At 58.9% G+C, this 25156-nt stretch carries 29 protein-coding genes; 15 read left to right on the top strand and 14 right to left on the bottom strand.

The features are described from left to right. The first annotated feature begins 256 nt into the window (after positions 1–256). Positions 257–1228, top strand: coding sequence for a L,D-transpeptidase family protein (locus tag PMI18_RS16575; RefSeq protein WP_007899953.1), 972 nt, complete (start codon positions 257–259; stop codon positions 1226–1228). A 124-nt stretch (positions 1229–1352) separates the two neighbouring features. Here the strand turns inward: PMI18_RS16575 and oprI are convergent, their stop codons facing one another. Then, entirely contained in the window at positions 1353–1604 is a 252-nt protein-coding gene (gene oprI / locus PMI18_RS16580; protein ID WP_003172710.1) for an outer membrane lipoprotei OprI, read from the bottom strand. A gap of 631 nt (positions 1605–2235) precedes the next feature. Between oprI and PMI18_RS16585 the strand changes: the two genes are divergently transcribed. After that, on the top strand, positions 2236–2517 hold the full coding sequence (locus PMI18_RS16585) for a GNAT family N-acetyltransferase (RefSeq protein WP_007899932.1): 282 nt from the start codon (positions 2236–2238) through the stop codon (positions 2515–2517). 65 nt (positions 2518–2582) lie between these two features. On the opposite strand, the gene PMI18_RS16590 is transcribed toward PMI18_RS16585, so the two are convergent. Together PMI18_RS16590 and PMI18_RS30290 are read right to left on the bottom strand one after the other, a co-directional pair. Next, positions 2583–3659 (bottom strand): 3-deoxy-7-phosphoheptulonate synthase, encoded by a 1077-nt coding sequence (locus PMI18_RS16590; protein ID WP_007899930.1) that lies wholly within the window; start codon positions 3657–3659, stop codon positions 2583–2585. 184 nt (positions 3660–3843) lie between these two features. Continuing rightward, a complete protein-coding gene (locus PMI18_RS30290) occupies positions 3844–4287 on the bottom strand; it encodes a PilZ domain-containing protein (protein ID WP_081499846.1) in 444 nt (147 codons plus the stop codon). On the opposite strand from PMI18_RS30290, the gene PMI18_RS16600 reads away from it, so the two are divergent. The 5 genes from PMI18_RS16600 to cysB all read left to right on the top strand — a co-directional run bounded on the left by PMI18_RS16600 (position 4286) and on the right by cysB (position 8245). Then, entirely contained in the window at positions 4286–4672 is a 387-nt protein-coding gene (locus PMI18_RS16600; protein ID WP_007899926.1) for a hypothetical protein, read from the top strand. The genes PMI18_RS30290 and PMI18_RS16600 overlap by 2 nt on opposite strands. Then, on the top strand, positions 4669–5625 hold the full coding sequence (locus PMI18_RS16605; RefSeq protein WP_007899924.1) for a putative 2-dehydropantoate 2-reductase: 957 nt from the start codon (positions 4669–4671) through the stop codon (positions 5623–5625). Before PMI18_RS16600 ends, PMI18_RS16605 begins: the two co-directional genes overlap by 4 nt. A 25-nt stretch (positions 5626–5650) precedes the next feature. Continuing rightward, positions 5651–6556, top strand: a complete 906-nt coding sequence (locus PMI18_RS16610) for a 5'-nucleotidase (RefSeq protein WP_007899923.1) — start codon at positions 5651–5653, stop codon at positions 6554–6556. 97 nt (positions 6557–6653) lie between these two features. Beyond that, positions 6654–7157, top strand: coding sequence for a universal stress protein (locus PMI18_RS16615; RefSeq protein ID WP_007899922.1), 504 nt, complete (start codon positions 6654–6656; stop codon positions 7155–7157). Between the two features lie 113 nt (positions 7158–7270). Then, positions 7271–8245 carry an HTH-type transcriptional regulator CysB gene (cysB, locus tag PMI18_RS16620; protein ID WP_007899921.1) on the top strand — a complete coding sequence of 325 codons (975 nt, stop codon included), beginning with the start codon at positions 7271–7273 and terminating at the stop codon, positions 8243–8245. Between the two features lie 9 nt (positions 8246–8254). Here cysB and PMI18_RS16625 read toward each other — a convergent pair whose 3' ends face one another. Continuing rightward, the gene (locus PMI18_RS16625) at positions 8255–8737 is read right to left on the bottom strand and encodes a GreA/GreB family elongation factor (protein WP_033036351.1); all 483 of its coding nucleotides are present in this window, start codon (positions 8735–8737) and stop codon (positions 8255–8257) included. Between the two features lie 14 nt (positions 8738–8751). Next, positions 8752–9150: a hypothetical protein gene (locus PMI18_RS16630; protein ID WP_007899919.1), complete on the bottom strand. Its 399-nt coding sequence runs from the start codon at positions 9148–9150 to the stop codon at positions 8752–8754. Between the two features lie 133 nt (positions 9151–9283). Here PMI18_RS16630 and earP point away from each other — a divergent pair, with 133 nt between their 5' ends. Both earP and PMI18_RS16640 read left to right on the top strand, forming a co-directional pair. Beyond that, positions 9284–10441, top strand: a complete 1158-nt coding sequence (earP, locus tag PMI18_RS16635) for an elongation factor P maturation arginine rhamnosyltransferase EarP (protein ID WP_033036349.1) — start codon at positions 9284–9286, stop codon at positions 10439–10441. A 48-nt stretch (positions 10442–10489) separates the two neighbouring features. After that, positions 10490–11059 carry an elongation factor P gene (locus PMI18_RS16640; protein ID WP_007899917.1) on the top strand — a complete coding sequence of 190 codons (570 nt, stop codon included), beginning with the start codon at positions 10490–10492 and terminating at the stop codon, positions 11057–11059. 158 nt (positions 11060–11217) lie between these two features. Here PMI18_RS16640 and PMI18_RS16645 read toward each other — a convergent pair whose 3' ends face one another. The 4 genes from PMI18_RS16645 to PMI18_RS16660 form a co-directional block, all read right to left on the bottom strand. Next, a complete protein-coding gene (locus tag PMI18_RS16645; protein WP_007899916.1) occupies positions 11218–12231 on the bottom strand; it encodes an alpha/beta hydrolase in 1014 nt (337 codons plus the stop codon). Positions 12232–12263: 32 nt separating this feature from the next. Then, positions 12264–12683, bottom strand: a complete 420-nt coding sequence (locus PMI18_RS16650) for an organic hydroperoxide resistance protein (protein ID WP_007899915.1) — start codon at positions 12681–12683, stop codon at positions 12264–12266. Between the two features lie 329 nt (positions 12684–13012). Further along, positions 13013–13474: a MarR family winged helix-turn-helix transcriptional regulator gene (locus PMI18_RS16655; RefSeq protein ID WP_007899914.1), complete on the bottom strand. Its 462-nt coding sequence runs from the start codon at positions 13472–13474 to the stop codon at positions 13013–13015. A 69-nt stretch (positions 13475–13543) separates the two neighbouring features. After that, positions 13544–14500, bottom strand: a complete 957-nt coding sequence (locus PMI18_RS16660; RefSeq protein ID WP_007899913.1) for a LysR family transcriptional regulator — start codon at positions 14498–14500, stop codon at positions 13544–13546. A 108-nt stretch (positions 14501–14608) separates the two neighbouring features. Between PMI18_RS16660 and PMI18_RS16665 the strand changes: the two genes are divergently transcribed. Further along, on the top strand, positions 14609–15358 hold the full coding sequence (locus tag PMI18_RS16665; RefSeq protein WP_007899912.1) for a sulfite exporter TauE/SafE family protein: 750 nt from the start codon (positions 14609–14611) through the stop codon (positions 15356–15358). Here PMI18_RS16665 and PMI18_RS16670 read toward each other — a convergent pair. Next, positions 15348–16202: a LysR substrate-binding domain-containing protein gene (locus tag PMI18_RS16670; RefSeq protein ID WP_007899911.1), complete on the bottom strand. Its 855-nt coding sequence runs from the start codon at positions 16200–16202 to the stop codon at positions 15348–15350. The two genes, PMI18_RS16665 and PMI18_RS16670, sit on opposite strands and share 11 nt — an antisense overlap. Positions 16203–16298: 96 nt before the next feature. Here PMI18_RS16670 and PMI18_RS0129515 point away from each other — a divergent pair, with 96 nt between their 5' ends. Both PMI18_RS0129515 and PMI18_RS16675 read left to right on the top strand, forming a co-directional pair. Then, positions 16299–16514: a DUF1127 domain-containing protein gene (locus PMI18_RS0129515; RefSeq protein WP_008075682.1), complete on the top strand. Its 216-nt coding sequence runs from the start codon at positions 16299–16301 to the stop codon at positions 16512–16514. Between the two features lie 64 nt (positions 16515–16578). Further along, a complete protein-coding gene (locus tag PMI18_RS16675; protein ID WP_007899910.1) occupies positions 16579–17808 on the top strand; it encodes a winged helix-turn-helix domain-containing protein in 1230 nt (409 codons plus the stop codon). Between the two features lie 89 nt (positions 17809–17897). Here PMI18_RS16675 and PMI18_RS16680 read toward each other — a convergent pair whose 3' ends face one another. Continuing rightward, a complete protein-coding gene (locus tag PMI18_RS16680; RefSeq protein ID WP_007899909.1) occupies positions 17898–19244 on the bottom strand; it encodes a class II 3-deoxy-7-phosphoheptulonate synthase in 1347 nt (448 codons plus the stop codon). A 151-nt stretch (positions 19245–19395) separates the two neighbouring features. On the opposite strand from PMI18_RS16680, the gene PMI18_RS16685 reads away from it, so the two are divergent. Beyond that, on the top strand, positions 19396–20151 hold the full coding sequence (locus PMI18_RS16685) for a spermidine synthase (RefSeq protein WP_007899907.1): 756 nt from the start codon (positions 19396–19398) through the stop codon (positions 20149–20151). 141 nt (positions 20152–20292) lie between these two features. Here the strand turns inward: PMI18_RS16685 and PMI18_RS16690 are convergent, their stop codons facing one another. After that, a complete protein-coding gene (locus tag PMI18_RS16690) occupies positions 20293–21084 on the bottom strand; it encodes a crotonase/enoyl-CoA hydratase family protein (RefSeq protein ID WP_007899906.1) in 792 nt (263 codons plus the stop codon). A gap of 423 nt (positions 21085–21507) precedes the next feature. Here PMI18_RS16690 and PMI18_RS16695 point away from each other — a divergent pair, with 423 nt between their 5' ends. After that, positions 21508–23181 (top strand): DEAD/DEAH box helicase, encoded by a 1674-nt coding sequence (locus PMI18_RS16695; protein ID WP_007899905.1) that lies wholly within the window; start codon positions 21508–21510, stop codon positions 23179–23181. Positions 23182–23358: 177 nt separating this feature from the next. Here the strand turns inward: PMI18_RS16695 and PMI18_RS16700 are convergent, their stop codons facing one another. Further along, entirely contained in the window at positions 23359–24126 is a 768-nt protein-coding gene (locus PMI18_RS16700; RefSeq protein ID WP_007899904.1) for a DODA-type extradiol aromatic ring-opening family dioxygenase, read from the bottom strand. A gap of 103 nt (positions 24127–24229) precedes the next feature. Here PMI18_RS16700 and PMI18_RS16705 point away from each other — a divergent pair, with 103 nt between their 5' ends. Continuing rightward, positions 24230–24886 (top strand): thiopurine S-methyltransferase, encoded by a 657-nt coding sequence (locus PMI18_RS16705; protein WP_007899902.1) that lies wholly within the window; start codon positions 24230–24232, stop codon positions 24884–24886. A 62-nt stretch (positions 24887–24948) separates the two neighbouring features. On the opposite strand, the gene PMI18_RS31520 is transcribed toward PMI18_RS16705, so the two are convergent. Further along, positions 24949–25156: hypothetical protein (locus PMI18_RS31520; protein WP_238542601.1), on the bottom strand; the 208-nt coding region annotated here is incomplete at its 5' end.

The following is a 25156-nucleotide window of genomic DNA, read 5'->3' as shown; positions in this document are numbered from 1 at the left end:
GAGGCACCGAACGAAAGGGGCAGAAGCGCTTTGGTTACTTTCGCGCTTTTCGAAAGTGACTCGCTGTAAAAGCGAAACCAATAGAAGCCGTGACCGCAGAAACGGATATGTACACCATCAAGATAGAGACCTATGCCTCCATAACCTCCCCAGACAAGCCCCCGCAACCACAGGTCTTTACGTCTCCCCGAAATTACGGAAGGCGGTGTACAATTCCGTTTTTATACCCTTGTCGATCATGCGAAGGATTTTCCGGATGTTGCCGCGCTTTCCCGCCGTCACCCGCTGCCTGTCTCTTGCCGCCCTCTGTGTCGCGGGTCCGGTAGCAGCATTGGAGCTACCCCTGCCACCACCCGGTGAAGACATCATCGGTCAGGTGCAAGTGATCAAGGCCAAGTACGAAGACACCTTCGCCGACCTTGGCACCACCTACGATCTGGGCTATTCGGAAATGGTCGCGGCCAACCCTGGCGTTGATCCATGGTTGCCGGGCGCGGGTACCGAAGTGGTGCTGCCGACGCGCTTCATCCTGCCGCCGGGCCCCCGAGAAGGCATCGTCATCAACCTGGCTGAATACCGTCTTTACTATTTCCCGAAAGGCCGGAACGTGGTGTACACCTTCCCGCTGGGTATCGGCCGTGAAGGCTGGGGTTCGCCAATTGCCCACACCAGCATCGTCGCCAAGACGCCGAACCCGACCTGGACGCCTCCAGCGTCGATCAAGGCCGAGCACGCCGCTGATGGAGACCCGCTGCCGAATGTGGTGCCGGCCGGCCCAGACAACCCGCTGGGGCCGTTCAAGTTCACGCTGGGCACTCCGGGCTACCTGATTCACGGTTCGAACAAGAAGTTCGGTATCGGCATGCGCACCAGCCACGGTTGCTTCCGCATGTTCAACAATAACGTGCTGGAAATGGCCGGCATGGTGCCGGTAGGGACGTCGGTGCGCATCATCAATGACCCGTACAAGTTCGGTCTCAGTAGCGGCAAGGTTTATCTGGAAGCGCACACGCCGCTGGACGACAAGGGCAACCCTTCGGTGGTCGACAAGCACACCGCAGTCATCAACGCGATGCTCAAGCGTGAAGACATCACTAACAACTTGCGCATGAACTGGGATGTAGTGCGTGACGTAGTCGCCGCTGAAGATGGCCTGCCAGTGGAAATCGCCGTGCCGGGTACGTCGGCACCGATGGTTTCGAGTGCCCCGATCGATCTGCAGCAGTAACGCGTTAAAAGCAACCCGCCGACGCAGGCCGCGTCGGCGGGTTTTTTATGGCCTGCCGAAACAGCGGGCAATAAAAAAGCCGACCCAAAAAATGGGTCGGCTTGATAACAATCCCGAAGGACTATTACTTGCGGCTAGCTTTTTCCAGCATGCGCAGAGCACGCTCGTTAGCTTCGTCAGCAGTCTGTTGTGCTTTTTGAGCAGCAGCCAGAGCTTCATCAGCTTTACGGTAAGCTTCGTCTGCACGAGCCTGGGAGCGAGCTGCTGCGTCTTCAGTAGCAGTCAGACGTGCTTCGGTTTCTTTCGATACGCTGCTGCAACCGGTAGCCAGAACTGCGGCCAGAGCCAGAGCAGAGAATTTCAGAACGTTGTTCATCGTGTTCCCCTTCAAGGACTTTCTATTAAGTAGCTGTCTCCTCAGAGTGAGGAAATAGCCGGCGTACATACTACCCATTACTTGTAGTAAGTAAACTGACGTAGAGCAAGAAGCAAAAAAAATTGTAGGCGTTGATTCTTTTTCGAGCAACTTTTAACTGCATTGTATAAAAAATATCCAGCTGCGAGGCCCGAGCTGAGCGAGCCGCTGGGGAAAAGTTCCCGGTGTCGGCAGCTGTTTTTCAGTCTAGGTTAAAGTCTGCCTAGATGGGATCGTCCATACTTTTGTTCGGATTTTGCGCAGCGGCTCTCATATCTTTATCCATGTTGAGGTGACTTAAACAAAGCGCGCTCGTCTTAAGTCTCAATATCCGGCAATGTTCAGGCCTGGACCCGGGAAGATCCCGGTCGAGCCGTCCCTGCATTACCCCAAGCAACACCCGCCTGCCAGCATGACGAGCGTCCCTTGAGCATTTCTGCCAATGGTGCCTACTATTTGATACGTGCTCGGTTGCGCGAGATTGGTGTTGCTCTCTCGGTGTCCATTCAGGCACAGGGTGGCGTAGATGTTCCTTCGCCGGAAAAACATCGGTAAGGTAGGGGTCAGAATTAAAGACCCGCGAGGAGTAGTGATGAGCGAGGCGTTGTCCATCCACCATGACCAGGCTGGTCATCAGTTCGAGACCACTGTGGACGGTTATCGTGCCTACCTGACCTATATGGATCTGGGGAAACAGACCCTGGATATTTATCGTACCTTTGTGCCCAACGCGCTACGTGGTCGCGGCATCGCGGCGGCGCTGACCGAGCAGGCACTGCAATACGCCGAGGAAATGGGCTACACGGTCATTCCATCGTGTTCCTATGTGGAGCGCTACATGGAGCGTCACGCACGGCATGCCGCCAAGCTGTGAACAAAGCGAACGCATAAAAAAACGCCAGGTTTAAGCCTGGCGTTTTTTTATGCGTGAAACGGTGATCAGCTGCGATCGCGTTTAGGCAACACATCCTTGAGCTTGGCGTGCATGCTGCGCAAGGTGTTTTCGGTGGCGGTCCAGTCGATGCAGGCATCGGTGATCGACACGCCGTATTGCAGGTCGGCGAGGTCTTTCGGGATCGCCTGGCAGCCCCAGTTCAAGTGACTTTCCACCATCAGGCCGATGATCGACTGGTTGCCTTCGAGGATCTGGTTGGCGACGTTCTCCATCACCAGTGGTTGCAGGGCCGGGTCTTTGTTGGAGTTGGCGTGGCTGCAATCGACCATGATGTTCGGCTTGATCTTCGCTTTGTTCAGCGCTTGCTCGCAGAGCGCGACGCTGACCGAATCGTAGTTCGGTTTGCCGTTACCGCCGCGCAACACCACGTGACCGTAGGCGTTGCCCTTGGTGGTTACGATCGACACGCCACCTTCCTGGTTGATGCCCAGGAAACGGTGCGGGCTGGAGACCGATTGCAAGGCGTTGATGGCCACGGTCAGGCCGCCATCGGTGCCGTTCTTGAAGCCGACAGCCGAGGACAGGCCGGAAGCCATTTCACGGTGAGTCTGGGATTCGGTGGTGCGTGCGCCGATCGCCGACCAGCTGATCAGGTCCTGCAAGTATTGCGGGGAGATCGGGTCGAGGGCTTCGGTCGCGGTCGGCAGGCCCATCTCGGCCAGGTCCAGCAGCAATTGACGACCGATGTGCAAACCATCCTGAATCTTGAACGAGTCGTCCAGGTACGGGTCGTTGATCAAGCCTTTCCAGCCGACGGTGGTGCGTGGCTTCTCGAAATACACGCGCATGACCAGATACAGGGTATCGGACACTTCGGCCGCGAGCGCTTTCAGGCGCTCGGCGTATTCGTGGGCAGCCTTGATGTCATGGATCGAGCACGGCCCGATCACGACGAACAGGCGGTGGTCGGTGCCATCAAGAATGTTGCGAATGACTTCGCGGCCCTTGGTGACGGTGCGCAGGGCAGCGTCGCTCAGAGGGATATCACGCTTGAGCTGATCGGGAGTGATCAGGGTCTCGTTGGAGGCGACGTTAAGGTCGTTGATCGGTAAATCAGCCATCGTTTACTCGTCAGGTCACGGGTGCCGGCCGCCAGCGATCCCCGCGCGGCGGAGCACAGCAAATTTAAGCGCGTCGGGGGAGCCCGAACCTTAGCGCGTTACACCGTGGCTCGACAATGGGCAGACGCCGGTTTCGGGGGCATTCTCAATTAGTTTCGCGGCGGGAAACCAATTGAGCGCGCCTCTAACCCAGCGCGGGCTGTGCAAATGCCTTGCGAACGGTGTCGTGGGAGAATTCGTCGGCGTGCCGCTGGACCCATTCGAGGGCCAGTGCCTGGTTGTCATGCAAGTCGCTGTGAGTCTCATGCATGCGGCAATAGCGTTCGATCTGGCACACCTGCTCGCCCATCCGCGCACTGAACAGCGTGTGCTCGTCAACGAAAGCAATACCCACCAGATAGCCGTGCTTTCGTCGCAGGCACCAGGCCACATAGCCCAGATAGCGCAAGTCAGGGTTCACGGTCGGCATGCGTACTTCCAGCGCCGTACCATGGCGCCACGCGCGGTGATAATTGCAAGCCATGCCGCCGAGGCTGATAGTGTGCAGCTGTTGCCGCGAAATACATTCATGTCTGAGCAACGTTAATTCAACGGGTACATCGTCAGGATGAGGAAGATAACGTCCCATGAACACGGACTCCCTGTGTTGGCCATTTGACATTGTTCCTCCCAGTATAGTGGTCGAACTGGAACTGACCGATTTCGACGCCGACCAACGGCTGTTGGCGATGAGCGGCATTTCACTGGTGATTTTTACCAGCATTGGTTGCGCCTCTTGCCGTTTTGCCCGTGAGCAATTGCCCACGCTGGATCTGGCGATCGATCAACTGTGCTGGATCGATGCCGGGAACAATGGCGGTGCGGTGGAGCGTTATCAGGTCTTTCATTTGCCAGCGCTGTTTGTGGTGCGCGACGGTGAGTTCTTTGGGGCACTAAAATCGCGCCTGACCAGCGCCGAGATCAATGCAGCCGTGGGGCTGGCGTTGAGTCGAATAGCAGAGGAATTACCATGATGGGGGCAGTTGCCAAGCCGACAATCGGTATTATCGGAACCGGCGCGATCGGCGGTTTCTACGGGTTGATGCTGGCGCGGGCCGGCTTCGATGTGCATTTTCTGTTGCGCAGTGAGTTTTCAGCGGTGGCCGAACGCGGGCTGCAACTCGACAGTGCGGTGCACGGCACGTTGACGTTGAAACCGGTTCAGGCTTATTCGACGGCCGAAGATATGCCGCCCTGCGACTGGTTGCTGGTGGGCACGAAAACCACCAGTAACGCGGACTTGGCACCGACAATCATTCAGGCTGCCGCTCCGAATGCCAAAGTGCTGCTGTTGCAAAATGGCCTGGACGTCGAAGACAGCCTGCGCAACTTGCTCCCCGATTCGCTGCATTTGCTTGGTGGGCTCTGTTTTATCTGCGTCCATCGCCAGGGACCTGGCGTCATCACCCATCAGGCGCTCGGCGCGGTGAATGTCGGCTACCACAGCGGCCCGGCAGTCGATGAGCAGGCGTGGATGGCGATTGTCGAGGAAGGCGCCGGGCTGTTCCGCGCCGCCGGAATCGATTCCCGGGCCATGCCGAACCTGCATCAGGCGCGTTGGCAGAAACTGGTCTGGAATATCCCCTACAACGGCCTGTCGGTTCTGCTCGGGGCAAGCACCACGCCGTTGATGGCCGATACCGACTGCCGGGAGCTGATCAAGGCGCTGATGACCGAAGTGGTTCAGGGGGCAACGGCCTGCGGTCACGAAATGCCGGCCGGATATGCCGACCATCTGTTCATGGTGACCGAGAAAATGCCCGACTATTGGCCGAGCATGTACCACGACTTCGTGCACAAGCGGCCGCTGGAACTGGACGCGATCTACACTCGACCACTGGCCGCGGCGAAGGCGGCGGGATGTGAATTGCCGCGAATAGAAGCCTTGTATCGCAGCTTGAGTTTTATCGATCGACGTAATCACTGAGTCGGTCAAAAGGAGAGGGAAGGGCATGGCCAACGGCATAGACGACAAACTGGTGTTGGCGATTTCTTCGCGAGCACTGTTCGACTTGAGCGAGAGCCACAAGGTTTATCTGTCGAGCGGTGTCGAGGCCTATCGGCAATACCAGATCGAACACGAAGACGAAATTCTCGAACCCGGCGATGCGTTCCCGTTGGTCGAAAAACTCCTGAACCTGAATGCCCGTCTCGGCCGTGCCCGGGTCGAGGTGATCCTGGTGTCGCGCAATAGTGCCGACACTGGCCTGCGGGTTTTCAACTCGATCAACGATTCTGGCCTGGCAATCTCCCGCGCAGCGTTTTCCGGCGGGCGAAGTCCTTATCCGTACCTCAAGGCCTTTGGCTGCGACCTGTTTCTTTCGACCCATTCCGACGATGTGCGCAGTGCGCTGGATGCCGGTTTCGCCGCAGCGACTATTCTATCGGGCGGTGCCAGTCGCGCCGCCAGCGATGAATTGCGCATTGCTTTCGACGGTGACGCGGTGCTGTTTTCCGATGAGTCGGAGCGGGTCTATCAGTCGGGAGGCCTGGCGGCGTTTCAGGCCAGCGAACGCGAGTCAGCCCGCGAACCCCTGCGTGGTGGTCCGTTCAAAGGCTTCCTCGCAGCGCTCAACCTTTTGCAGCGCGAGTTCCCCGATGATGCCTGTCCGATCCGCACCGCGCTGGTGACGGCGCGCTCTGCGCCGGCCCATGAGCGGGTGATACGCACCTTGCGCGAATGGGACATCCGTCTGGACGAATCGCTGTTCCTCGGCGGCCTGAACAAGGCACCGTTTCTTGAAGCCTTTGCCGCCGACGTGTTTTTCGACGATCAGGCCGGCCATTGCGAGCTGGCCCGTGAAGTGGTCGCGACGGGTCACGTGCCGCATGGCATCAGTAACGAGCCGTCGATTTAAAGCGCTGCGGTTCAATGCATGGCGCCGGACGCCGGACTCGCCATGGCACTGCTAAGCTGAATCAATCTCCGCCATGTTGGCATTCAAGGAGGTCCCAATGATTCATTCGATGCTGTATGCCACCGACCTCGGTCTGTACGCACCTTTTGTGATGCAGCATGCGTTGGCACTGGCTCGAACATTCAATGCCGACTTGTATGTGGTGCACGCGGTTGAGCCGATGGGGTTGTTCGCCGAATCGGTGCTACAGAGTTACCTCGATGAGCAGGCCTTGAACGAGTTTCACAGTCAGGGTCTGAATACGGTGATTGCCAATATCGAGCAGCGGGTGCTCGACAGCTTTCGCGAAGAACTGGGGGATGAGGGGGAGCAGGACCTGGAACGGATTCGCGCAGTGCGGGTGCTGCAGGGCGATCCGTCACAGGTGATTCTCGACCAGGCGCAGAAACTCTCCGTCGATTTGCTGATCGTAGGGAGTCACAGTCATGGCGCTGGCGCGGAAACGCCATTGGGCCGAACCGCTGCGCGCGTGTTGCAACTGTCCAGGGTGCCGGTCTATCTGGTGCCGCTGATGGAACGTCGCCGCAAAGGGGATCGCTAGGACACGAATAATGGCGTTTTGATAAAAAAGTTCTAGATTTATTAATCAAACCATTAATATAGTTATATATCGTCGCTGATGCCCGTGGCGTCTACCTGCTTTGAGGGATTCATATGAAGCTTCAACAATTGCGCTACATCTGGGAAGTGGCGCACCACGACCTCAACGTTTCAGCTACAGCCCAAAGTCTCTACACCTCGCAACCGGGCATCAGCAAACAGATCCGTCTGCTGGAAGACGAATTGGGGGTCGAGGTTTTCGCCCGCAGCGGTAAGCACCTGACCCGGGTTACCCCGGCCGGCGAGCGCATCATCACCACCGCTGGTGAGATCCTGCGCAAAGTTGAAAGCATCAAGCAGATCGCCCAGGAATTCTCCAACGAGAAAAAAGGCACCCTGTCGATCGCCACCACGCACACCCAGGCGCGTTATGCGTTGCCACCGGTGATCAGCAATTTCATCAAGCAATACCCGGACGTTGCCCTGCACATGCACCAGGGCTCGCCGATGCAGATCGCCGAGATGGCCGCTGACGGCACCGTCGATTTCGCTATCGCCACCGAAGCGCTGGAGTTGTTCGGCGACCTGGTGATGATGCCGTGCTACCGCTGGAACCGCTGTGTGGTCGTGCCTCAAGGCCACCCGCTGACCAAGCTGTCGAAGCTGACTCTCGAAGCCCTGGCCGAATACCCGATCGTGACCTACGTGTTCGGTTTCACCGGCCGTTCGAAACTCGATGAAGCCTTCAGTCATCGCGGCCTGACACCGAAAGTGGTGTTCACCGCTGCCGACGCCGACGTGATCAAGACTTACGTTCGTCTGGGCCTGGGCGTGGGCATCGTGGCGAAAATGGCGGTCGACACCAAGCTCGATAGCGACCTGGTGGTGCTCGATGCCAGCGAGTTGTTCGAATCCAGCATTACCAAAATCGGTTTCCGTCGCGGCACGTTCCTGCGTGGCTTCATGTGCGACTTCATCGAGAAATTCGCGCCACACCTGACCCGCGAAGTCATGGCCAAGGCTATTCAGTGCCACAACAAACAGGAACTGGAAGAGCTGTTCGACGGCGTCGAACTGCCGGTGCATTAATCGTTTTTTCTAGATCACCTCGGTGACAGAAAACTGTTGCCGAGCGCCCGCCACCAGAATCTCCACTTCATCCCCTTCGAACTTGCCCAGCAGGCTTTTGCCCAGCGGCGAGCGAGGGGTGATGACGGTAATCAGTTGCCCCACCAGATCAACCTTCAGCCCGGCCGCGTCAGGGGCCAGGAACAGCCATTGTTCGCGACCCTTTTCGTCTTCCAGACCGAGCAGGGCACCGACTTCGATACCGCGCTGTTCGTCATAAGGCCGTAATGTCAGATTCTGGCAAAGGGCCAATGACTGCCTGATTTCTTCCACTCGTCTGGCCTGTCCGGCCGCCAGGTAAGACGCCTCCAGCCCCAGCGTGTCGTACTTGTTTTCGGCTATGTTTTCTTCGTGGGTCGCGGTTTCGTAAGCGGTTTGCGCGGCTCGTTCGGCGATGTCGAGATCGATCCGCAGCTTGTCGATAATCAGTTGGTGGACGGTCGGCTTGTGCATAGAGAGCTTCATGATCAATCGCAGAACTGCAGGACGTTGGCGCGGCTTTTTTCGCTCGGCGCCGTTTGATTCTGCTGCAGCCAGAACTGGCATTTTGGATTGGACAGATTGTGTTTGCTGCTTCTGGCCTGTTCCACCATTTGCTGCTGTTCATTCCTGCGCAGATGGTCCTCGTACTGTTCGAACATCGGGTTTTGCGGGGCGGGTTGCTCAATCACCGGTGGCTTGGCCAGTTGCTCCACCGCTTGGGCCAAGGGCGCCAATTGCTCGTTGAACAACAGGCGCCAGGCGAGCCAGCAAGTCAGTGCGATCGCGATGAATCCCAGCCACAAACCGAGGGCAATGCTGCCGGTCAGTTGCAGCGCATTAAACTGGATCGGCAAGGGGCGGCGCGGGTTGGGACGGTAGGGCATGACTGCCTCCTGGCGGGTGGTCGCGGGCAAGTGGCGATTGTCGCATGAAGATTAATCGCCGTCGGCTCTTCTGCACGGGGTAATTTATGCGGACAATCGGCGCCTTTGCCAACGGGAGCCTGGAATGCCTGGAATGCCTGAAATGCCTCAAGTGAAAAACCGCTGGCGCTGGGATATTTTTTGCACCGTGGTCGACAACTTCGGCGACATCGGTGTGACCTGGCGTCTGGCCCGACAACTGGTGGCCGAACATGGCGCAGCGGTGCGCTTGTGGGTCGACGACCTGCGAGCCTTCGAGCGTTTGTGTCCGCAGATCGATATCAACGCTGCGCAGCAGTGGCAGCAGGGCGTCGAGGTGCGACAGTGGTCGGCCGACTGGCAACCCACTGAAGCCGCTGATGTTGTCATCGCCGCATTCGCCTGCCAGTTGCCGAGTGCCTACATGGAGGCCATGGCCGAACGGGAAAAACCGCCGCTGTGGATGAACCTCGATTATCTGAGTGCCGAAGACTGGGTCGTCGGCTGCCACTGCTTGCCATCGGTGAAGTACAAGAACGTGCAGAAGTTCTTTTTCTTCCCGGGCTTTCGCAAGGGCACCGGCGGCTTGCTGCGTGAAAGCGGATTGCTGGAGCGGCGTCGGCAGTTTCAGCAAAGCCCGCAAGCTCAGCAAGAATTCCTGCAAGGCCTGGGAATTGATCGCGCGCCGAATGCCCAACTGATCTCGCTGTTTGCCTACGAAAATACCGGGCTGGCCAGTTGGCTCGACACGATGGCTGGCGACTCGACGCCGACTCACCTGCTGGTGCCCGAAGGGCGGATTCTCGGCGACGTCGAACGCTGGCTCGGGGTGGATGGGCTGAAGGCCGGGGCGGTGCATGTGCGCGGTGCCTTGACCGTGCAAGTGCTGCCGTTCGTCCGACAGGATCAATATGACCTGCTGCTATGGAGCTGCGATTTCAACGCCGTGCGGGGCGAAGACTCCTTTGTTCGCGCTCAATGGGCAGGTCGGCCGCTGCTCTGGCATATCTATAGGCAGGACGAAGATATCCATCTGGACAAGCTCGATGCTTTCCTGACCCTGTACACCCAAGGCCTGTCCGAGCCTGCCCGCGAGGCGATCAGCGGTCTATGGCGGGCATGGAATGCAGGTGAGACAATGACCGATCACTGGAAATCAACCCGCAAACACTGGCCTGAACTGGAAAAACATGCCGAGACATGGTGTCTGGAACAAGCCTTGCAGGCAGATCTTGCCGCAGCGCTGGTACAGTTTTACCTAAATTGGATATGATACGCGGCCTAGATTTTTGTAAATCCCATCCAAATTCGGATATTCGCAATGAAAACTGGTAAAGAACTGAAACCCGGGATGGTGATCCGTCTCGAAAACGATCCTTGGCTGGTTCAGAAAGCTGAATTCACCAAGTCGGGTCGTAACAGCGCGATCATGAAGACCAAGCTGAAAAACCTGCTGACCGGTTACAAGACCGAGATCGTTTACAGCGCCGACGACAAACTGGACGACGTAATCCTCGACCGTAAAGAAGCGACGCTGTCCTTCATCAGCGGCGACTCCTACACGTTCATGGACACCACCGACTACACCATGTACGAGCTGAACGCTGAAGACATCGAAGCCGTTCTGCCTTTCGTTGAAGAAGGCATGACCGATGTTTGCGAAGCGATCTTCTTCGAAGAGCGTCTGGTTTCCGTAGAACTGCCGACCACTATCGTGCGTCAGGTTGACTACACCGAAGGTTCCGCTCGCGGTGACACTTCCGGCAAGGTGATGAAGCCTGCCAAACTGAAGAACGGTACCGAACTGTCGGTTGCTGACTTCATCGAAATCGGCGACATGATCGAGATCGATACCCGCGAAGGCGGTTCCTACAAAGGCCGTGCCAAATAAGCACCGCTTGAGTAATGAAAAAGCCCGACCATTGTGTCGGGCTTTTTTGTGCGTGCCCTTGTAGGAGCGAGGCTTGCCCGCGAAGGCGATTAATCATTCGACATTGATGCCGACTGACACTACGCCTTCGCGGGCAAGCCTCGCTCCTACAAAGGTTGTTATTTCAGGTGTTGCTTGAGCTCTTCAGACGCCTGCAACATCGCCGAACGCACCGCGGGCACCTGGCTCACTACGTTGAGCAAACCGTAGTCGTGGATCATGCCGTTGTAGCGCACTGCCGTGACCGGCACACCAGCCTCATCGAGTTTGCGGGCGTAGGCTTCACCCTCATCGCGCAGTACATCGGCGCCGGCTGTCTGCACCAGCGCGGGTGGCAAGCCCTTGAGTTGCGCGGTACTCGCCCGCAGCGGTGACGCGTATATCTCGGTCCGTTGCTTGGCATCGGTGGTGTAGTTGTCCCAGAACCACTTCATCATGTTTTTGGTGAGGAAGTGCCCCTCGGCGAACTGGTTGTAAGACGCCGTCTCGAAGCTGGCATCAGTCACCGGCCACAACAACACCTGGAACCTGATCGCCGGCGTGCCTTTGTCTTTGGCCATCAGCGCAACCACAGCCGCCATGTTGCCACCGACACTGTTACCGGCCACGGCCAGACGTTTACCGTCGACGTTGATCTCTTTACCGTGCTCGGCCACCCACTTCGTCGCGGCGTAGGCCTGGTTGATGGCCACCGGGTAATGCGCTTCCGGCGACGGGGTGTAATTGACGAACACCGCCGCCGCGCCCGAACCCGTTACCAAGTCTCGAACCAGTCGTTCGTGGGTCGGGAAGTCCCCCAGCACCCAGCCACCACCGTGGAAGAACATGAATACCGGCAGCTCGCCTTTGACCCCGGCCGGCCGAACGATGGTCAGGCTGATCGGTTGGCCGTCGACCTGGATGGTCTTCTCGCTGACATCGGCTTTTGGCAGCGTCAGTTTCACCCCGGCCTGAGCACCCACCAACACCGCGCGGGCATCGGCAGGCGTGAGCTGTTCCATCGGTTTGCCGGTGCCGGCATTCAGTACATCGAGAAACGCCTGGGTGTTGTGTTCAACCCCATTACCTGCGAATGCACTGTTGATGGACAGGGCGAGAAGAGTACCGGTCAAGACTTTGCTGAAAGTGTTCATGTTCATTTCCTGTCAGGCCTTTGAGTCAGCGGTTAGACGGTAACGTGCAGGCGCACATCGACGTTGCCACGGGTGGCGTTGGAGTACGGGCAGACCTGGTGTGCAGCTTCTACCAGGCTTTGTGCATCGGCTTGCTCAAGACCCGGCAGGCTGATGTGCAGGTCGATGTCCAGACCGAAACCCCCAGGGATCTGGCCGATGCCGACATGGGCTGTGATCGATGCGTCGTCCGGGATTTTGCGTTTGGTCTGGCTGGCGACGAATTTCAGCGCGCCGATGAAGCAGGCGGAGTAGCCAGCTGCGAACAGTTGTTCAGGGTTGGTTGCCGCACCACCAGAACCACCGAGTTCTTTCGGGGTAGCGAGTTTGACGTCGAGGACGTTGTCGCTGGAGATCGCACGACCGTCACGGCCACCGGTGGAGGTTGCGATTGCGGTGTAGAGAGTTTGCATGGTGTGAGCCTCGTTCGGGTTTGATGTTTTTTCGCTAAATGTTTGCGCGCTAAGTAAGTGCGAGGTGAATGTAGCTCGCAAGTATTTAGCGCGCAATATAAATTTTCGAAAAAAATTGTTTTGAGTCGTAGCCCAGCAATTCGATTGGGGAGGAGAAGCTTGAGATAGAGGCTTTTGTGCGGGATTTTTGCGAAGTGAAATTTTTTGCGACGGGGAGGGCGCCTTCGCGGGCAAGCCTCGCTCCTACGGGTTTTCTGTCGTTTGCAGATTATGTTATCGACCGAAAACCCGTAGGAGCGAGGCTTGCCCGCGAAGAACGATAACGCGGTCTAAAGGCTGTCTTGCAGATGACTACGCAGCGCTTGAAGATCCGCTTGCAGCTTTTTCAACTGTTCCAGCGTTTGTCCGCTGGCGCCGAGGATGCACTGGGGAATGCCCCGCGCCTTGTCTCGCAGTGCACGGCCTTGCTCGGTCAGTTCGACGATGACTACTCGCTCGTCTTCACGGCTGCGGGTGCGGCTCAGCAGGCCTTCGGCTTCCAGGCGCTTTAGCAGCGGGGTGAGGGAACCGGGATCGGTCAGCAGGCGGGTGCTGATTTCGCCGACCGTCAACCCATCCTTTTCCCACAACACCATCATCGCCAGGTACTGCGGATAGGTCAGGCCCAGCGCTTGTAGTAGCGGCTTGTAGACTTTGGTCATCAGCAGCGAGGTGGAATGCAGGGCGAAGCAGACCTGATTGTCCAGCAGCAGGTCGTCGCAGTTATCCGGGTTGTTGCGCTCGGTGTTCATTTCAAAGCCTTGATCAGTGATCGTCATAAATCTAGCGGGCGAATCTTTAATGCGCCAGATAATTCTGGACTAGTGGCGGTCCAGATTGGTTTGCAGCGCCAGATCCCACGGCGGGATGGGACTGAAACGGGTTTTCAGGTATTCCAGCAACAAGCGGCTGCGCGAACTGGGTTGCTGCTCCAGGCGCAACGCATAAATGCCGGTGCTTTCCGGTGTTGGCAGACCGTTCTCGCAGAACAGCGGCAGCAGTTCGCCGCGTAATAAATATTCGCTGGCCAGCCAGGTGGGCAAATGTGCGATGCCCAATCCAGCCAGTGCGCCGCACACTAGTGCCTCGGCATTGTTGGCACTCATGCGGATTCGCGCTGGCCGGTGCAAGTGCATCTGCCCATCCCGTTCAAAGCGCCAGGCGAAGGGCGGAGCCAAGCCTTCCCAGTCGAGGCCATCATGGTCGACCAACTGCGCCGGATCGGTCGGCACGCCACGGCGTTGCAAGTAATCGGGGCTGGCGCAGGCGATGCGCACCATGCTCGCCAGCGGCGTCGCCACCAGTCGGGTATCGGCCATCTGCCCGGCACGTAATACCAGATCGACCTTGCCCAGATTCGAGCCCTGCATGTCGACAAAGCTGTCGATCAGGTGCAATTGCACGTCGAGGCCAGGGTAAAGCGTCAGGAAATCGGCAATTACCGGCGCCAGGTGTCGTCGTCCGAACGCTGCGGGCGCATCCACCCGAATCAAGCCTTCCGGCGCACTGCTAAGAGACACCGCTTCCGCCCGGGCCAGGCGCAGTTCAGCGACGATCCGCCGCGCACGCTCGGCAAAAGCCAGACCGGCCGGGGTAGCACGCACGGCATGGGTGCTGCGAATGAACAACTGGCTGCCGACGGCGCTTTCGAGGCTGTCGATGCGCCGTGCCACGGCCGAAGGCGTCAAGGGATGACGGCGGGACGCGGCGGAAAAACTGCCGCTTTCCAGCACATCGAGAAACAGGCCAAGTTGTTCGGTCAACTGATTGGGGTTCATGGTTTGTTTGCGCTTGTGCGAAGTTGGCACAGCCATTGTGCGTTGCTGTGCGTTTCCCCGCCAGAGCCGACTGCGTAGGATGAACAACCTCACAAAAGGAAATCGCCTGTGATTGAGTTCTTGTTGTATCTGGTTTTTGGCGCGGCCTTGGGAACCCTCGGCGGCCTGTTCGGCATTGGTGGCGGGTTGGTCGCGATCCCGCTGTTGGGCGTGTGGTTCGGTCTCGATCAGCAGATTGCCCAAGGCACGGCGCTGGTGATGGTGGTGCCGAATGTGATGCTGGCGCTGTGGCGCTATCACCAGCGCAATCGCATCGAATTGCAGCATGCGCTGCCACTGGCCTTGATGGGGTTCTGCTTTGCCTGGATCGGTTCGATCTGGGCGGTGGGTATCGATGCGCAATCCATGCGCTTGGGTTTCGTCGCTTTCCTGATCGCGCTGTCGGCCTACAACCTGATGCGAATGTTCACCACCAACGCACCAGCCTCTTCGCAGATGCGCTATTCCTGGCCGTGGCTGGGTGTGCTCGGCGCGGCTTCCGGGACGATGGGCGGACTATTTGGAGTGGGCGGGGCGGTGGTGGCAACGCCGGTGTTGACCAGCCTGTTCGGTACCACTCAAGTGGTTGCCCAGGGGTTGGCGCTGGCGCTGGCGTTGCCGAGTACGGGCGTCACCCTGGCGACTTATGCGGTGCACGATCAGGTGCATTGGGCGATCGGTGTGCCGTTGGCTGTCGGTGGATTGATGAGCATCAGTTGGGGCGTGAGAATTGCCCACGCATTGCCGGAGCGGCTCCTGCGCGGGCTGTTCTGTGGTTTTCTGGTGGTCTGTGCGGTGATGCTCGCGTTTAAAGTTTGAAACCTTCGACGATGTGTTCGGCCAGGCATTCGGTGATCGGCGAAGGGTTGTTCAGGTTGCGGATCAGCATGATGCTGGCTTCCGGCAACAGCGGCAGGTCTTCGTTGGCGCCGAGGATGCGCATGTCCGGTGTGATCAGGCTTTCCAGCTGCGCGGTGATCGCCAGGCCCGCGCTGACCACGGCCATCAACGCCGACAGGCTGGAGCTGTTGTAGGCAATGCGGTAGTCGCGGCCCATGGCATCCAGGGCATTGCATGCCCAGAGGCGGCAGAAACAATCACTGTTGAACATCGCCAGCGGCAACGGTGTTTGCTCATGGGCGCTGAAGCATTGGGCTTCGGCCCAGACAAAACGCTCCTTGCGCAACAATTGGCCAATCTCGTTGCCCGGCTCGCGGGTGACGATGGACAGGTCCAGGTCCTGGCGCTGCAACAGTTGCCGGGTCGATTCGCAATGAACCTCGATCTGGATCAGCGGGTAGAACTGCGCAAAGCGCGACAGGATGCCCGGCAGAAAGCGCATGACGTAATCGTCGGGTGTGCCGATGCGCACCGTGCCGACCATGTGCGGCTCGCGCAGGGTATTGAAGACTTCGCTGTGGAGTTTGAGGATGCGCCGCGCATAGCCCAGCAATACCTGGCCTTCGGCGGTCAGCTTGACCTGGCGCCCGTCGCGTTCGAACAGCTGGCGCTGCAGCACGTCTTCTTCCAGGCGTTTCATCTGCATGCTCACCGCCGACTGGGTGCGGTTGACCATTTCACCGGCGCGGGTAAAACCGCCCTGATCGGCAATCGCGACGAAGGTGCGCAGTACATCGGTGTCGATACTGGGGTAGGCGGACATTCATCAATCTCCGAGATGTATGCCATCAGAAACATTCGTTGGATTGATCTTATCGCTGGCGCGAGACTTGGGCCATCCCTAAAGGAGGGCAATACGATGAAAGGTCACAACGAGCATGTAACGGAACAAAAATTCTCAATCCACGCGGTATCCGATCTGCTGCATAAGTTTAGTCGCTGGTACGAACTTCACCGTGAACGTGAAATGTTGGCGGGCTTGAGCGACGAAGCACTGAAGGATATCGGCGTGAGCCGTGCGGATGTGGAGCATGAGACGGTAAGACCGTTCTGGGATGATCCGATGCATAAATGATGATGCCATCGCTACACAAACCACTTGCGGGTGAGGTAGGTTGCGAGCAGACAAGGAGATGCTCATGCCCGCCACACTGTCTTTTTCCCTCAAACAGGCTCGGCGTCTGGCGCTGGCTGCCCAAGGGTTCAACGGGCGCCAGCCGCCAGCGGCGATCAAAGCGGTTCAGCTCAACCGGCTGATCGAACGCCTGGGCATTCTGCAGATCGATTCGGTCAATGCGTTGGTGCGCTCGCACTACCTTCCCTTGTTTTCCCGTCTTGGCAATTATTCATCCGACTTGCTCGATCAGGCTGCCTGGAGTCAGGGCCGTCGGCGCACGCTGTTCGAATATTGGGGCCACGAAGCGTCTTTATTGCCCTTGTCGATGTACCCCTTGATGCGCTGGCGCATGCAACGCGCGACTCGCGGCGAAGACATCTATCAGCAACTGGCGCGCTTCGGTCGTGAGCAGCAAGACACGATTCGCCGCGTGTTGGCCTCGGTTCAGGAACTCGGTGCGCTGGGGGCGGGCAGTTTGTCGACCCGTCAGGAGCGAGCAGGGCCGTGGTGGGATTGGAGCGCGGAAAAGCATGCGCTGGAATGGTTGTTCGCTGCCGGTGAAGTGACCGTGGCCGGCCGGCGAGGGTTCGAACGGCTTTATGATTTGCCGGAGCGGGTGATTCCTTCGGTGATTCTCCAGCAGCCCTTGCTCAGCGAGGCCGAGGCTCAGCGCGGCCTGTTGCTGCATGCCGCCAATGCGTTGGGCGTGGCGACGGAAAAGGACCTGCGGGATTATTTTCGCCTGAGCCCGGCAGACAGTCGGCCGCGTCTGGCGGAGCTGGTAGAGGAAGGTGATCTGCTGGTGTGTGAGGTTGAAGGCTGGCGGCAACCGGCCTATTGCCTGGCAGCGCCGAAAGTGCCGCGCAAGGTTGAGGCCAGTGCGCTGCTTTCACCGTTCGATTCGCTGATCTGGGAGCGCAGCCGTACCGAGCGATTGTTCGATTTCCGTTATCGGTTGGAGATTTATACGCCACAGCACAAGCGCATCTACGGCTATTACGTATTGCCGTTTTTGCACCAAGAGCGGATTGCCGCGCGGGTCGACTTACGGGCCGAACGGGCGTTGGGCCGGTTGGCGGTGCATGCCGTGCATGAGGAAGAGCCGGGGCTGGATGAGGCGGGGATGTTGGCGTTGGCGGTCAATCTGCGGCGGATGGCGGATTGGTTGGGGCTGGCGCAGATTCAATTGAATTGCCCGCGGGCGAGCGCGGTGCGGTTGCGGGTGGCATTGGCACAGATTGAGGGTGATTGAACCGACGCCTTCGCGGGCGAGCCTCGCTCCTACAAGGGATCGTGAATTCCTGTAGGAGCGAGGCTTGCCCGCGAAGGGCTCAACACAATTTAACGCCGAACCTGCTTCAGGGTTTCAGCAATCAAAAACGCCAATTCCAGCGACTGATCGGCATTCATCCGTGGGTCGCAATGAGTGTGGTAACGGTCCGACAACCCATCCTCGGTAATCGGCCGCGCGCCGCCAATGCATTCGGTGACGTTCTGCCCGGTCATTTCGATGTGGATGCCGCCGGCATAACTGCCTTCCGCCTCGTGAACCTGGAAGAACTGTTTCACTTCGCCAAGGATCTGCGCGAAGTCGCGGGTCTTGTAGCCGCTGCTGGCCTTGATGGTGTTGCCGTGCATTGGGTCGGAGCTCCAAAGCACCTGCTTACCCTCGCGTTGCACTGCGCGGATCAGCTGCGGCAGGTGATCGCCGACCTTGTTCGCACCCATCCGCGCAATCAGGTTCAGGCGACCCGGATCGTTGTCCGGGTTGAGCACATCGATCAGGCGAATCAGGTCTTCGGGGTTCATGCTCGGGCCGACCTTCACGCCGATCGGGTTGTGCACCCCGCGCAGGAATTCGACATGCGCGCCGTCCAGCTGACGGGTACGGTCGCCGATCCACAGCATGTGGGCCGAGCAATCGTAGTAGTCGTTGGTCAGGCTGTCGCGACGCACGAAGGCTTCTTCGTAGTTCAGCAGCAGCGCTTCGTGGGCGGTGAAGAAACTGGTTTCACGCAGTTGCGGCGAGCTGTCCATGCCGCAGGCGCGCATGAAGGCCAGGGTTTCATCGATGCGGTCGGCCAGGTGGCTGTATTTCTCGGCCAGCGCCGAGTTGGCGATGAAGTCCAGGTTCCACTTGTGCACCTGATGCAGGTCGGCAAAGCCGCCCTGGGCAAAGGCACGCAGCAGGTTCAGGGTTGCGGTGGACTGGTGGTAAGACTGCAGCAGGCGATCCGGGTCGGGTACACGGCTTTTTTCGTCGAAACCGATGCCGTTGACGATATCGCCACGGTAAGCCGGCAGCGTCACGCCGTTGATGGTTTCATCGTTGGCCGAACGGGGTTTGGCGAACTGGCCGGCCATGCGTCCGACCTTGACCACCGGGCAACCGGCGGCGAAGGTCATGACGATCGCCATTTGCAGCAACACTTTAAACGTGTCACGAATTTTCGCGGCGGAGAATTCGGCGAAGCTTTCGGCGCAGTCGCCGCCCTGCAACAGAAACGCCCGGCCCTGGGTCACTTCGGCAAACTGACGGCGCAACTCCCGGGCTTCACCGGCAAACACCAGCGGCGGATAGCTCGCCAGGGTTTGCTCGACGTGCAGCAAATGCGCCGCGTCGGGGTATTGAGGTTGTTGCTGGATCGGCAGGGCGCGCCAGCTGTCAGGGCTCCAGGGTTGGCTCATTGCAGTCTCTAGTGTTTTACGCTCGGACGGTTATGTTATCAGCAATTAGTGCGTGACCTGTTCCCGTCGCTTCGCGGACAATCGCGCCTTTGCCGCGCCACCCACGCGGTCTAATTACGTTGCCGGATCCCGGTGACGATCAGGAGACGAAATGACTGAGGAGCGCGTCGAGCATCTGCTCGCCGAGGTACAGGATGAGTTCGGCGTGATTCGCGTGCTGGAAGTGGCCGATTACCGTTTCCTGGAGTTCGGTGATGCCATCGAACAGAGTTGTGTGTTCACCGCTGACCCGAGCTGGCTCGAGTACGATTACACCCGGGCGATGCTGATTGGCGCGTTGTGCCACGAACTGCCGGAAAGCGCGCTGTTCCTCGGGCTCGGCGCGGGCACGCTGACCCAGGCTTGCCTCAAGTTCCTGCCGCTGGAAGACGTCGAAGCCATCGAGCTGCGCCCCGATGTGCCGCGCCTGGCCATCGAATACCTCGGGCTGGATGACGATCCGCGGCTGTACATCCGCGTCGGCGATGCCCTGGAGTTGCTCGAAACGGCTGAACCGGCCGATCTGATTTTCGTCGACCTGTATACCGATGTCGGGCCGGGTGTCGGGCATCTTGCCTGGAGTTTTCTGGAGGACTGCCAGAAACGGCTGAATCCGGGTGGCTGGCTGGTGATCAACCAGTGGGCCACCGACGATGGCAAGCCGTTGGGCGCGGCGTTGTTGCGCGGTCTCTATCACCGGCATTACTGGGAACTGCCAGTGAAGGAGGGCAACGTGATTCTGATCGTGCCATCGGAGCTGGATCAGGAACTGGATTTGGATGGGCTGATCGCTCGCGCTGAAGGCCTGGCGCCGCGATTGGGGTATTCGTTGCAGTCGTTGATCAAGGCGATTCGGCCGGCGACGTGAAGCAATGAGGTCACCTGTGGCGAGGGAGCTTGCTCCCGTTGGGCTGCGAAGCGGCCCCAAAAATCTTGGCAGTCAGTGCAGATTTTGTGAGTGCTGCGCACTCAAGCGGGAGCAAGCTCCCTCGCCACAAAAGCTGACGTGTCAGCAGCCTTTGAAAACCCCCGGCCGCTTCTCGATCATCGACCGCACACCCTCCTTGGCATCCTCGCTATTCAGCAGTTTTTTCACCTGCGCCGGCAAGGCCTGAGCTGCCGCCATTTCACCCTCATAGCGTGCCTGCCGGGCCGACATCAACGTCGCCTGGACCCCCAGCGGTGCCTGTCGGGCAATCCGCTCCGCCAATTCAATGGCCCGCGGCAACAAATCCTCGCTGGCCATGACCTCCTGCACCAATCCCAGATGCAAGGCGTCATGAGCATCGAACTCATCGCCAGTAAGCAGCCAGCGCATGGCGTTGCCCCAGCCGGCGACCTGATGCAGGCGCAAGGTCGCGCCGCCAAACGGGAAGATTCCGCGCTGCACTTCCTTCTGGGCAAAACGGGTATTGCTGGCGCACAGGTTGATGTCGGCGGCCAGCATCAGCTCGATGCCAACGGTCAGGCAGTAGCCTTGCGCAGCGACAATCACCGGTTTGCTGACCCGAGGGCCTGCGAGCACGCCCCATGGGTCGCAGCCACCGGGCGGCGCCTGCCAGCCTTCGGCCAGGGCGGCGCCGGCGCTGACCAGATCGAGCCCCGCAGTGAAATGCTCGCCATGACCGAACACCACCGCCACCCGCGCCTCGCTGTCGGCCTCGAACTCACCATAGGCCAGGCTGAGTTCGTTGAGCAGGTTGAGGTCGAAGGCATTGCGTTTGGCAACCCGATCCAGACCGATCATCAGGACATGACCGTGTCGTTCACGGGTTACACGACTGGGACTGGGCTGATTCATGGGACATTTCCTCGGGTGGGGAAGGGGGTGTCAGACCGAAGGGGCTGCGTCGCTAGAGTGAACCGTTTTAGCGCCATCGTCAGCAGGGCCGGGCCTTTGCAAAATAGACCGTCGCACGATTATCCGCAAAGCCCATGACACAACGGCGTACGCCGGTTTTTTCCGATAAAAAAAGCTCCCTTTTTGGGCTAATTCCGGTATAGTGCGCGCCGGCCTTTAACCGGGCCGCGTTTAGGTAGCGCAATTCCCCGAAGTCAGCTTCGGCTGCACGTCCGCACAGCGGACTCTTCCTTGACGAATCTTTTTCATTCATTCGTTTTCGCAAATCCCCGCCGACAAAGCAGCCAGGGCGACTCTTGAGTCTTACACGGCATGCGCAGCTTTGGAGCATGGGTCTTTGCGGATGCACTTAGAGGCAGACCCATGACCCAGGAAACCGGCGGCTTCGCCGCTTTTAATCTTAATCCGAATATTCTTGCAGCCGTCATTGCGACCGGCTACGAAGAGCCTTCGGCTATTCAGCAGCAATCGATCCCGATCATCATGGCCGGTCACGACATGATTGGTCAGGCGCAAACCGGTACCGGTAAAACCGCCGCGTTCGCCCTGCCGATCCTGCACCGCATCGATCCTGCAAAGCGCGAGCCGCAAGCCCTGATCCTGGCGCCAACCCGTGAGTTGGCGCTGCAAGTAGCAACCGCTTTCGAAACCTACGCCAAGCAAATGCCGGGCGTTACCGTTGTGGCCGTTTACGGCGGCGCGCCTATGGGCCCACAACTGAAAGCAATCCGTAATGGCGCACAGATCGTTGTCGCCACGCCGGGCCGTCTGTGCGACCACCTGCGTCGTGACGAAAAAGTCCTGGCTACCGTGAACCACCTGGTTCTCGACGAAGCGGACGAAATGCTCAAACTGGGTTTCATGGACGACCTCGAAGTTATCTTCAAGGCACTGCCTGCAACCCGTCAGACCGTATTGTTCTCGGCCACCCTGCCGCAGTCGATCCGTGCCATTGCCGAACGCCATCTGCGCGATCCGCAACACGTGAAGATCCAGACCAAGACTCAGACCGTTACCGCGATCGAACAGGCTCACCTGTTGGTTCACGCTGACCAGAAGACCTCGGCTGTATTGAGCCTGCTGGAAGTGGAAGATTTCGACGCCCTGATCATGTTCGTGCGCACCAAGCAAGCGACCCTGGACCTGGCCAGTGCCCTGGAAGCCAAAGGCTACAAAGCCGCTGCGCTGAACGGTGACATTGCTCAGAACCAGCGTGAGCGCGTGATCGAATCCCTCAAGGATGGCCGTCTGGACATCGTTGTGGCGACCGACGTTGCCGCTCGTGGCCTGGACGTTCCGCGCATCACTCACGTGTTCAACGTTGACATGCCGTACGACCCTGAGTCCTACGTTCACCGTATTGGCCGTACTGGCCGTGCCGGTCGCGAAGGTCGTGCACTGCTGCTGGTGACTCCTCGTGAGCGCCGCATGCTGCAAGTGATCGAGCGTGTAACCGGTCAGAAGGTTGCCGAAGTTCGTCTGCCGGATGCCCAGGCTGTTCTTGATGCCCGCATCAAGAAACTGACCAACAGCCTGTCGCCGCTGGTCGCTGATGCCGAATCGACTCACGGTGATCTGCTGGATCGCCTGACCGCCGACATCGGTTGCACCCCGCGTGCACTGGCCGCTGCTCTGTTGCGCAAGGCAACCAACGCTCAAGCGCTGACCCTGGCCGCAATCGAGAAAGAACGTCCACTGGTGCCGAACAACGCACCGCGTGGCGATCGTCCAGAGCGTTCCGGTGATCGTCCGGACCGTGGTGATCGCGAGCGTCGTGCTCCGGTTCCATTGGCCGAAGGTCGTGCTCGTTGCCGTACCGCGCTGGGTGCGCGTGATGGTATCGCTGCCAAGAACCTGCTGGGCGCCATCCTGAATGAAGGCGGTTTGGCGCGTGAAGCCATCGGCCGCATCCAGGTGCGTGACAGCTTCAGCCTCGTCGAGCTGCCGGAAGATGGTCTGGAGAAGCTGCTGACCAAACTGAAGGACACTCGCGTTGCCGGTAAGCAGTTGAAGCTGCGTCGCTATCGCGAAGATTGATCTGCTCTCGAGCTGATTGATCGCACATAAAAAATCCCCGACTGGTTCGGGGATTTTTTTTGCCAGATCGTTCCCACGCTTTGCGTGGGAATGCAGCCCGGGACGCTCCGCGTCCCAGAAGCGGACGCAGAGCGTCCATTGATTCATTCCCACGCAGAGCGTGGGAACGATCAAGTGTCAGCCAAAGCGATAAATGTCCATCCCTAGTGCCCCCATGGTGAAACCCTGGTGCGCAATGCTGAACTCACCCCCAGCTGCGCGGGCAAAGTACAGCGGCAGCAGATGCTCGTCGCTCGGATGGCTGCGCACAGCATTCGGAGCTTGCTGACGATAGTCGTGCAATGCGGCTTCGTCATTCGCTTCAAGCTTCTCGATCATCCAGTCGCGGAACGCCTTGGCCCAGGGTTCGACGCTTTCCGGGCCGGCGTGCCAGTCCAGTTCGCGCAGGTTGTGGGTGATGCTGCCGGAGCCGATCAATAGCACGCCTTGTTCGCGCAGGCTGGCCAGGGCATGGCCGACACGGGTTTGCAGGGCGGGGCCGCCACGAGTGGGCAGCGAAACCTGCACCACCGGGATATCAGCTTGCGGATACATCAACGACAAGGGCACCCAAACACCATGGTCGAACGGTCGCTGGCTGTCGATGCGCGCAGGCAGGCCGTCGGCCTTCAGCAGCTCGACCACCTCCGCCGCCAGTTGCGGATTGCCAGGGGCCGGATATTGCACTTCGAACAAGGCCTGCGGAAAGCCGCCGAAGTCGTGCCAGGTTTCAGGTTGGGGGTTACCGCTGACCAGCAGTTCGCTGCTTTCCCAATGCGCGGAAACCATCACGATGGCCTTGGGTTTCGGCAATGCGGCGGCCAGACGTGCGAAAGCCGGTCCGCTGGCACCGGGTTCCAGGGCTAGCATCGGGGAGCCATGAGAGATATACAGGCTGGGGAACATGAATGAGCTCCTGAGAGTAAGATGGCACCATCTTCAGTCAGATCATTGATCTAAATCTAATATAAGTTTTAGGGTCATTTGATCGAATTTTTCGGGGTTAATTATGCAGCCGGAGTTTTGGCACAAACGATGGGCGTCGAATCAGATCGGCTTTCATCTGCCGGAAGTGAATCCTCATCTGCAACGGTTCTGGCCAGCGTTGAGCCTGGAAGAGGGCGCTCGTGTGCTGGTGCCGCTGTGTGGGAAAAGTCTGGATCTGTTGTGGCTGGCGCACCAAGGTCATGAGGTCTTGGGGATTGAGCTGTCGGAAAAGGCCGTGGAGGATTTCTTCAGTGAGCATCAATTTGACCCGGACGTCAGTGAGCAGGGGCCCTTCAAGGTCTACCGTGCCGGTTCAATCGAGTTGTGGTGTGGCGATTTCTTTGAGTTGACGGCAGGCGATGTCGCCGACTGCAGCGGGTTGTACGACCGCGCGGCGTTGATTGCCCTGCCGCCGGCGATGCGTGAGCAATACGCGGCTCATTTGATTCGCATTCTGCCGAAGGATTCTCTGGGGCTGTTGATTACCCTGGATTACGACCAGGCGCAGATGGACGGGCCGCCGTTTGCGGTGCTGGATGATGAAGTGCAGCGGTTGTTTGGCGATGTGTGGGCGCTGAAGATTCTGGAAGACCAGGACGTCCTGGGTGAGAGCTGGAAGTTTCTCGAGGCCGGTGTCACGCGGCTGGAGGAGCGAGTCTATCGGGTTGCCAGCCGATAGATATGTGGCGGTTGTACCGGCCCCTTCGCGGGCAAGCCTCGCTCCTACAGATCTTGTGTCGTTCACATAATCGGCGAATAACACAAAACCTGTAGGAGCGAGGCTTGCCCGCGAAGAGGCCCTGATGAACACCACACCAACCAGAAGTCAAAAAAAGGCCCGCATTCACTGCGGGCCTTTTCTTTTGGGTGCGCCAGGCATGGCGCGTTGCGCGCAAGCGCAACCAGCTTGGCTGTGGTGGCCTCGCTGGTGACTTGGAGGTGAAAGTCC

Origin of the sequence: Pseudomonas sp. GM102, from assembly GCF_000282555.1 — a bacterium.
Lineage (GTDB): Bacteria > Pseudomonadota > Gammaproteobacteria > Pseudomonadales > Pseudomonadaceae > Aquipseudomonas.
Note: the sequence above shows the minus strand (reverse complement) of the source record. Positions and strands in the feature narration are given on the sequence as shown.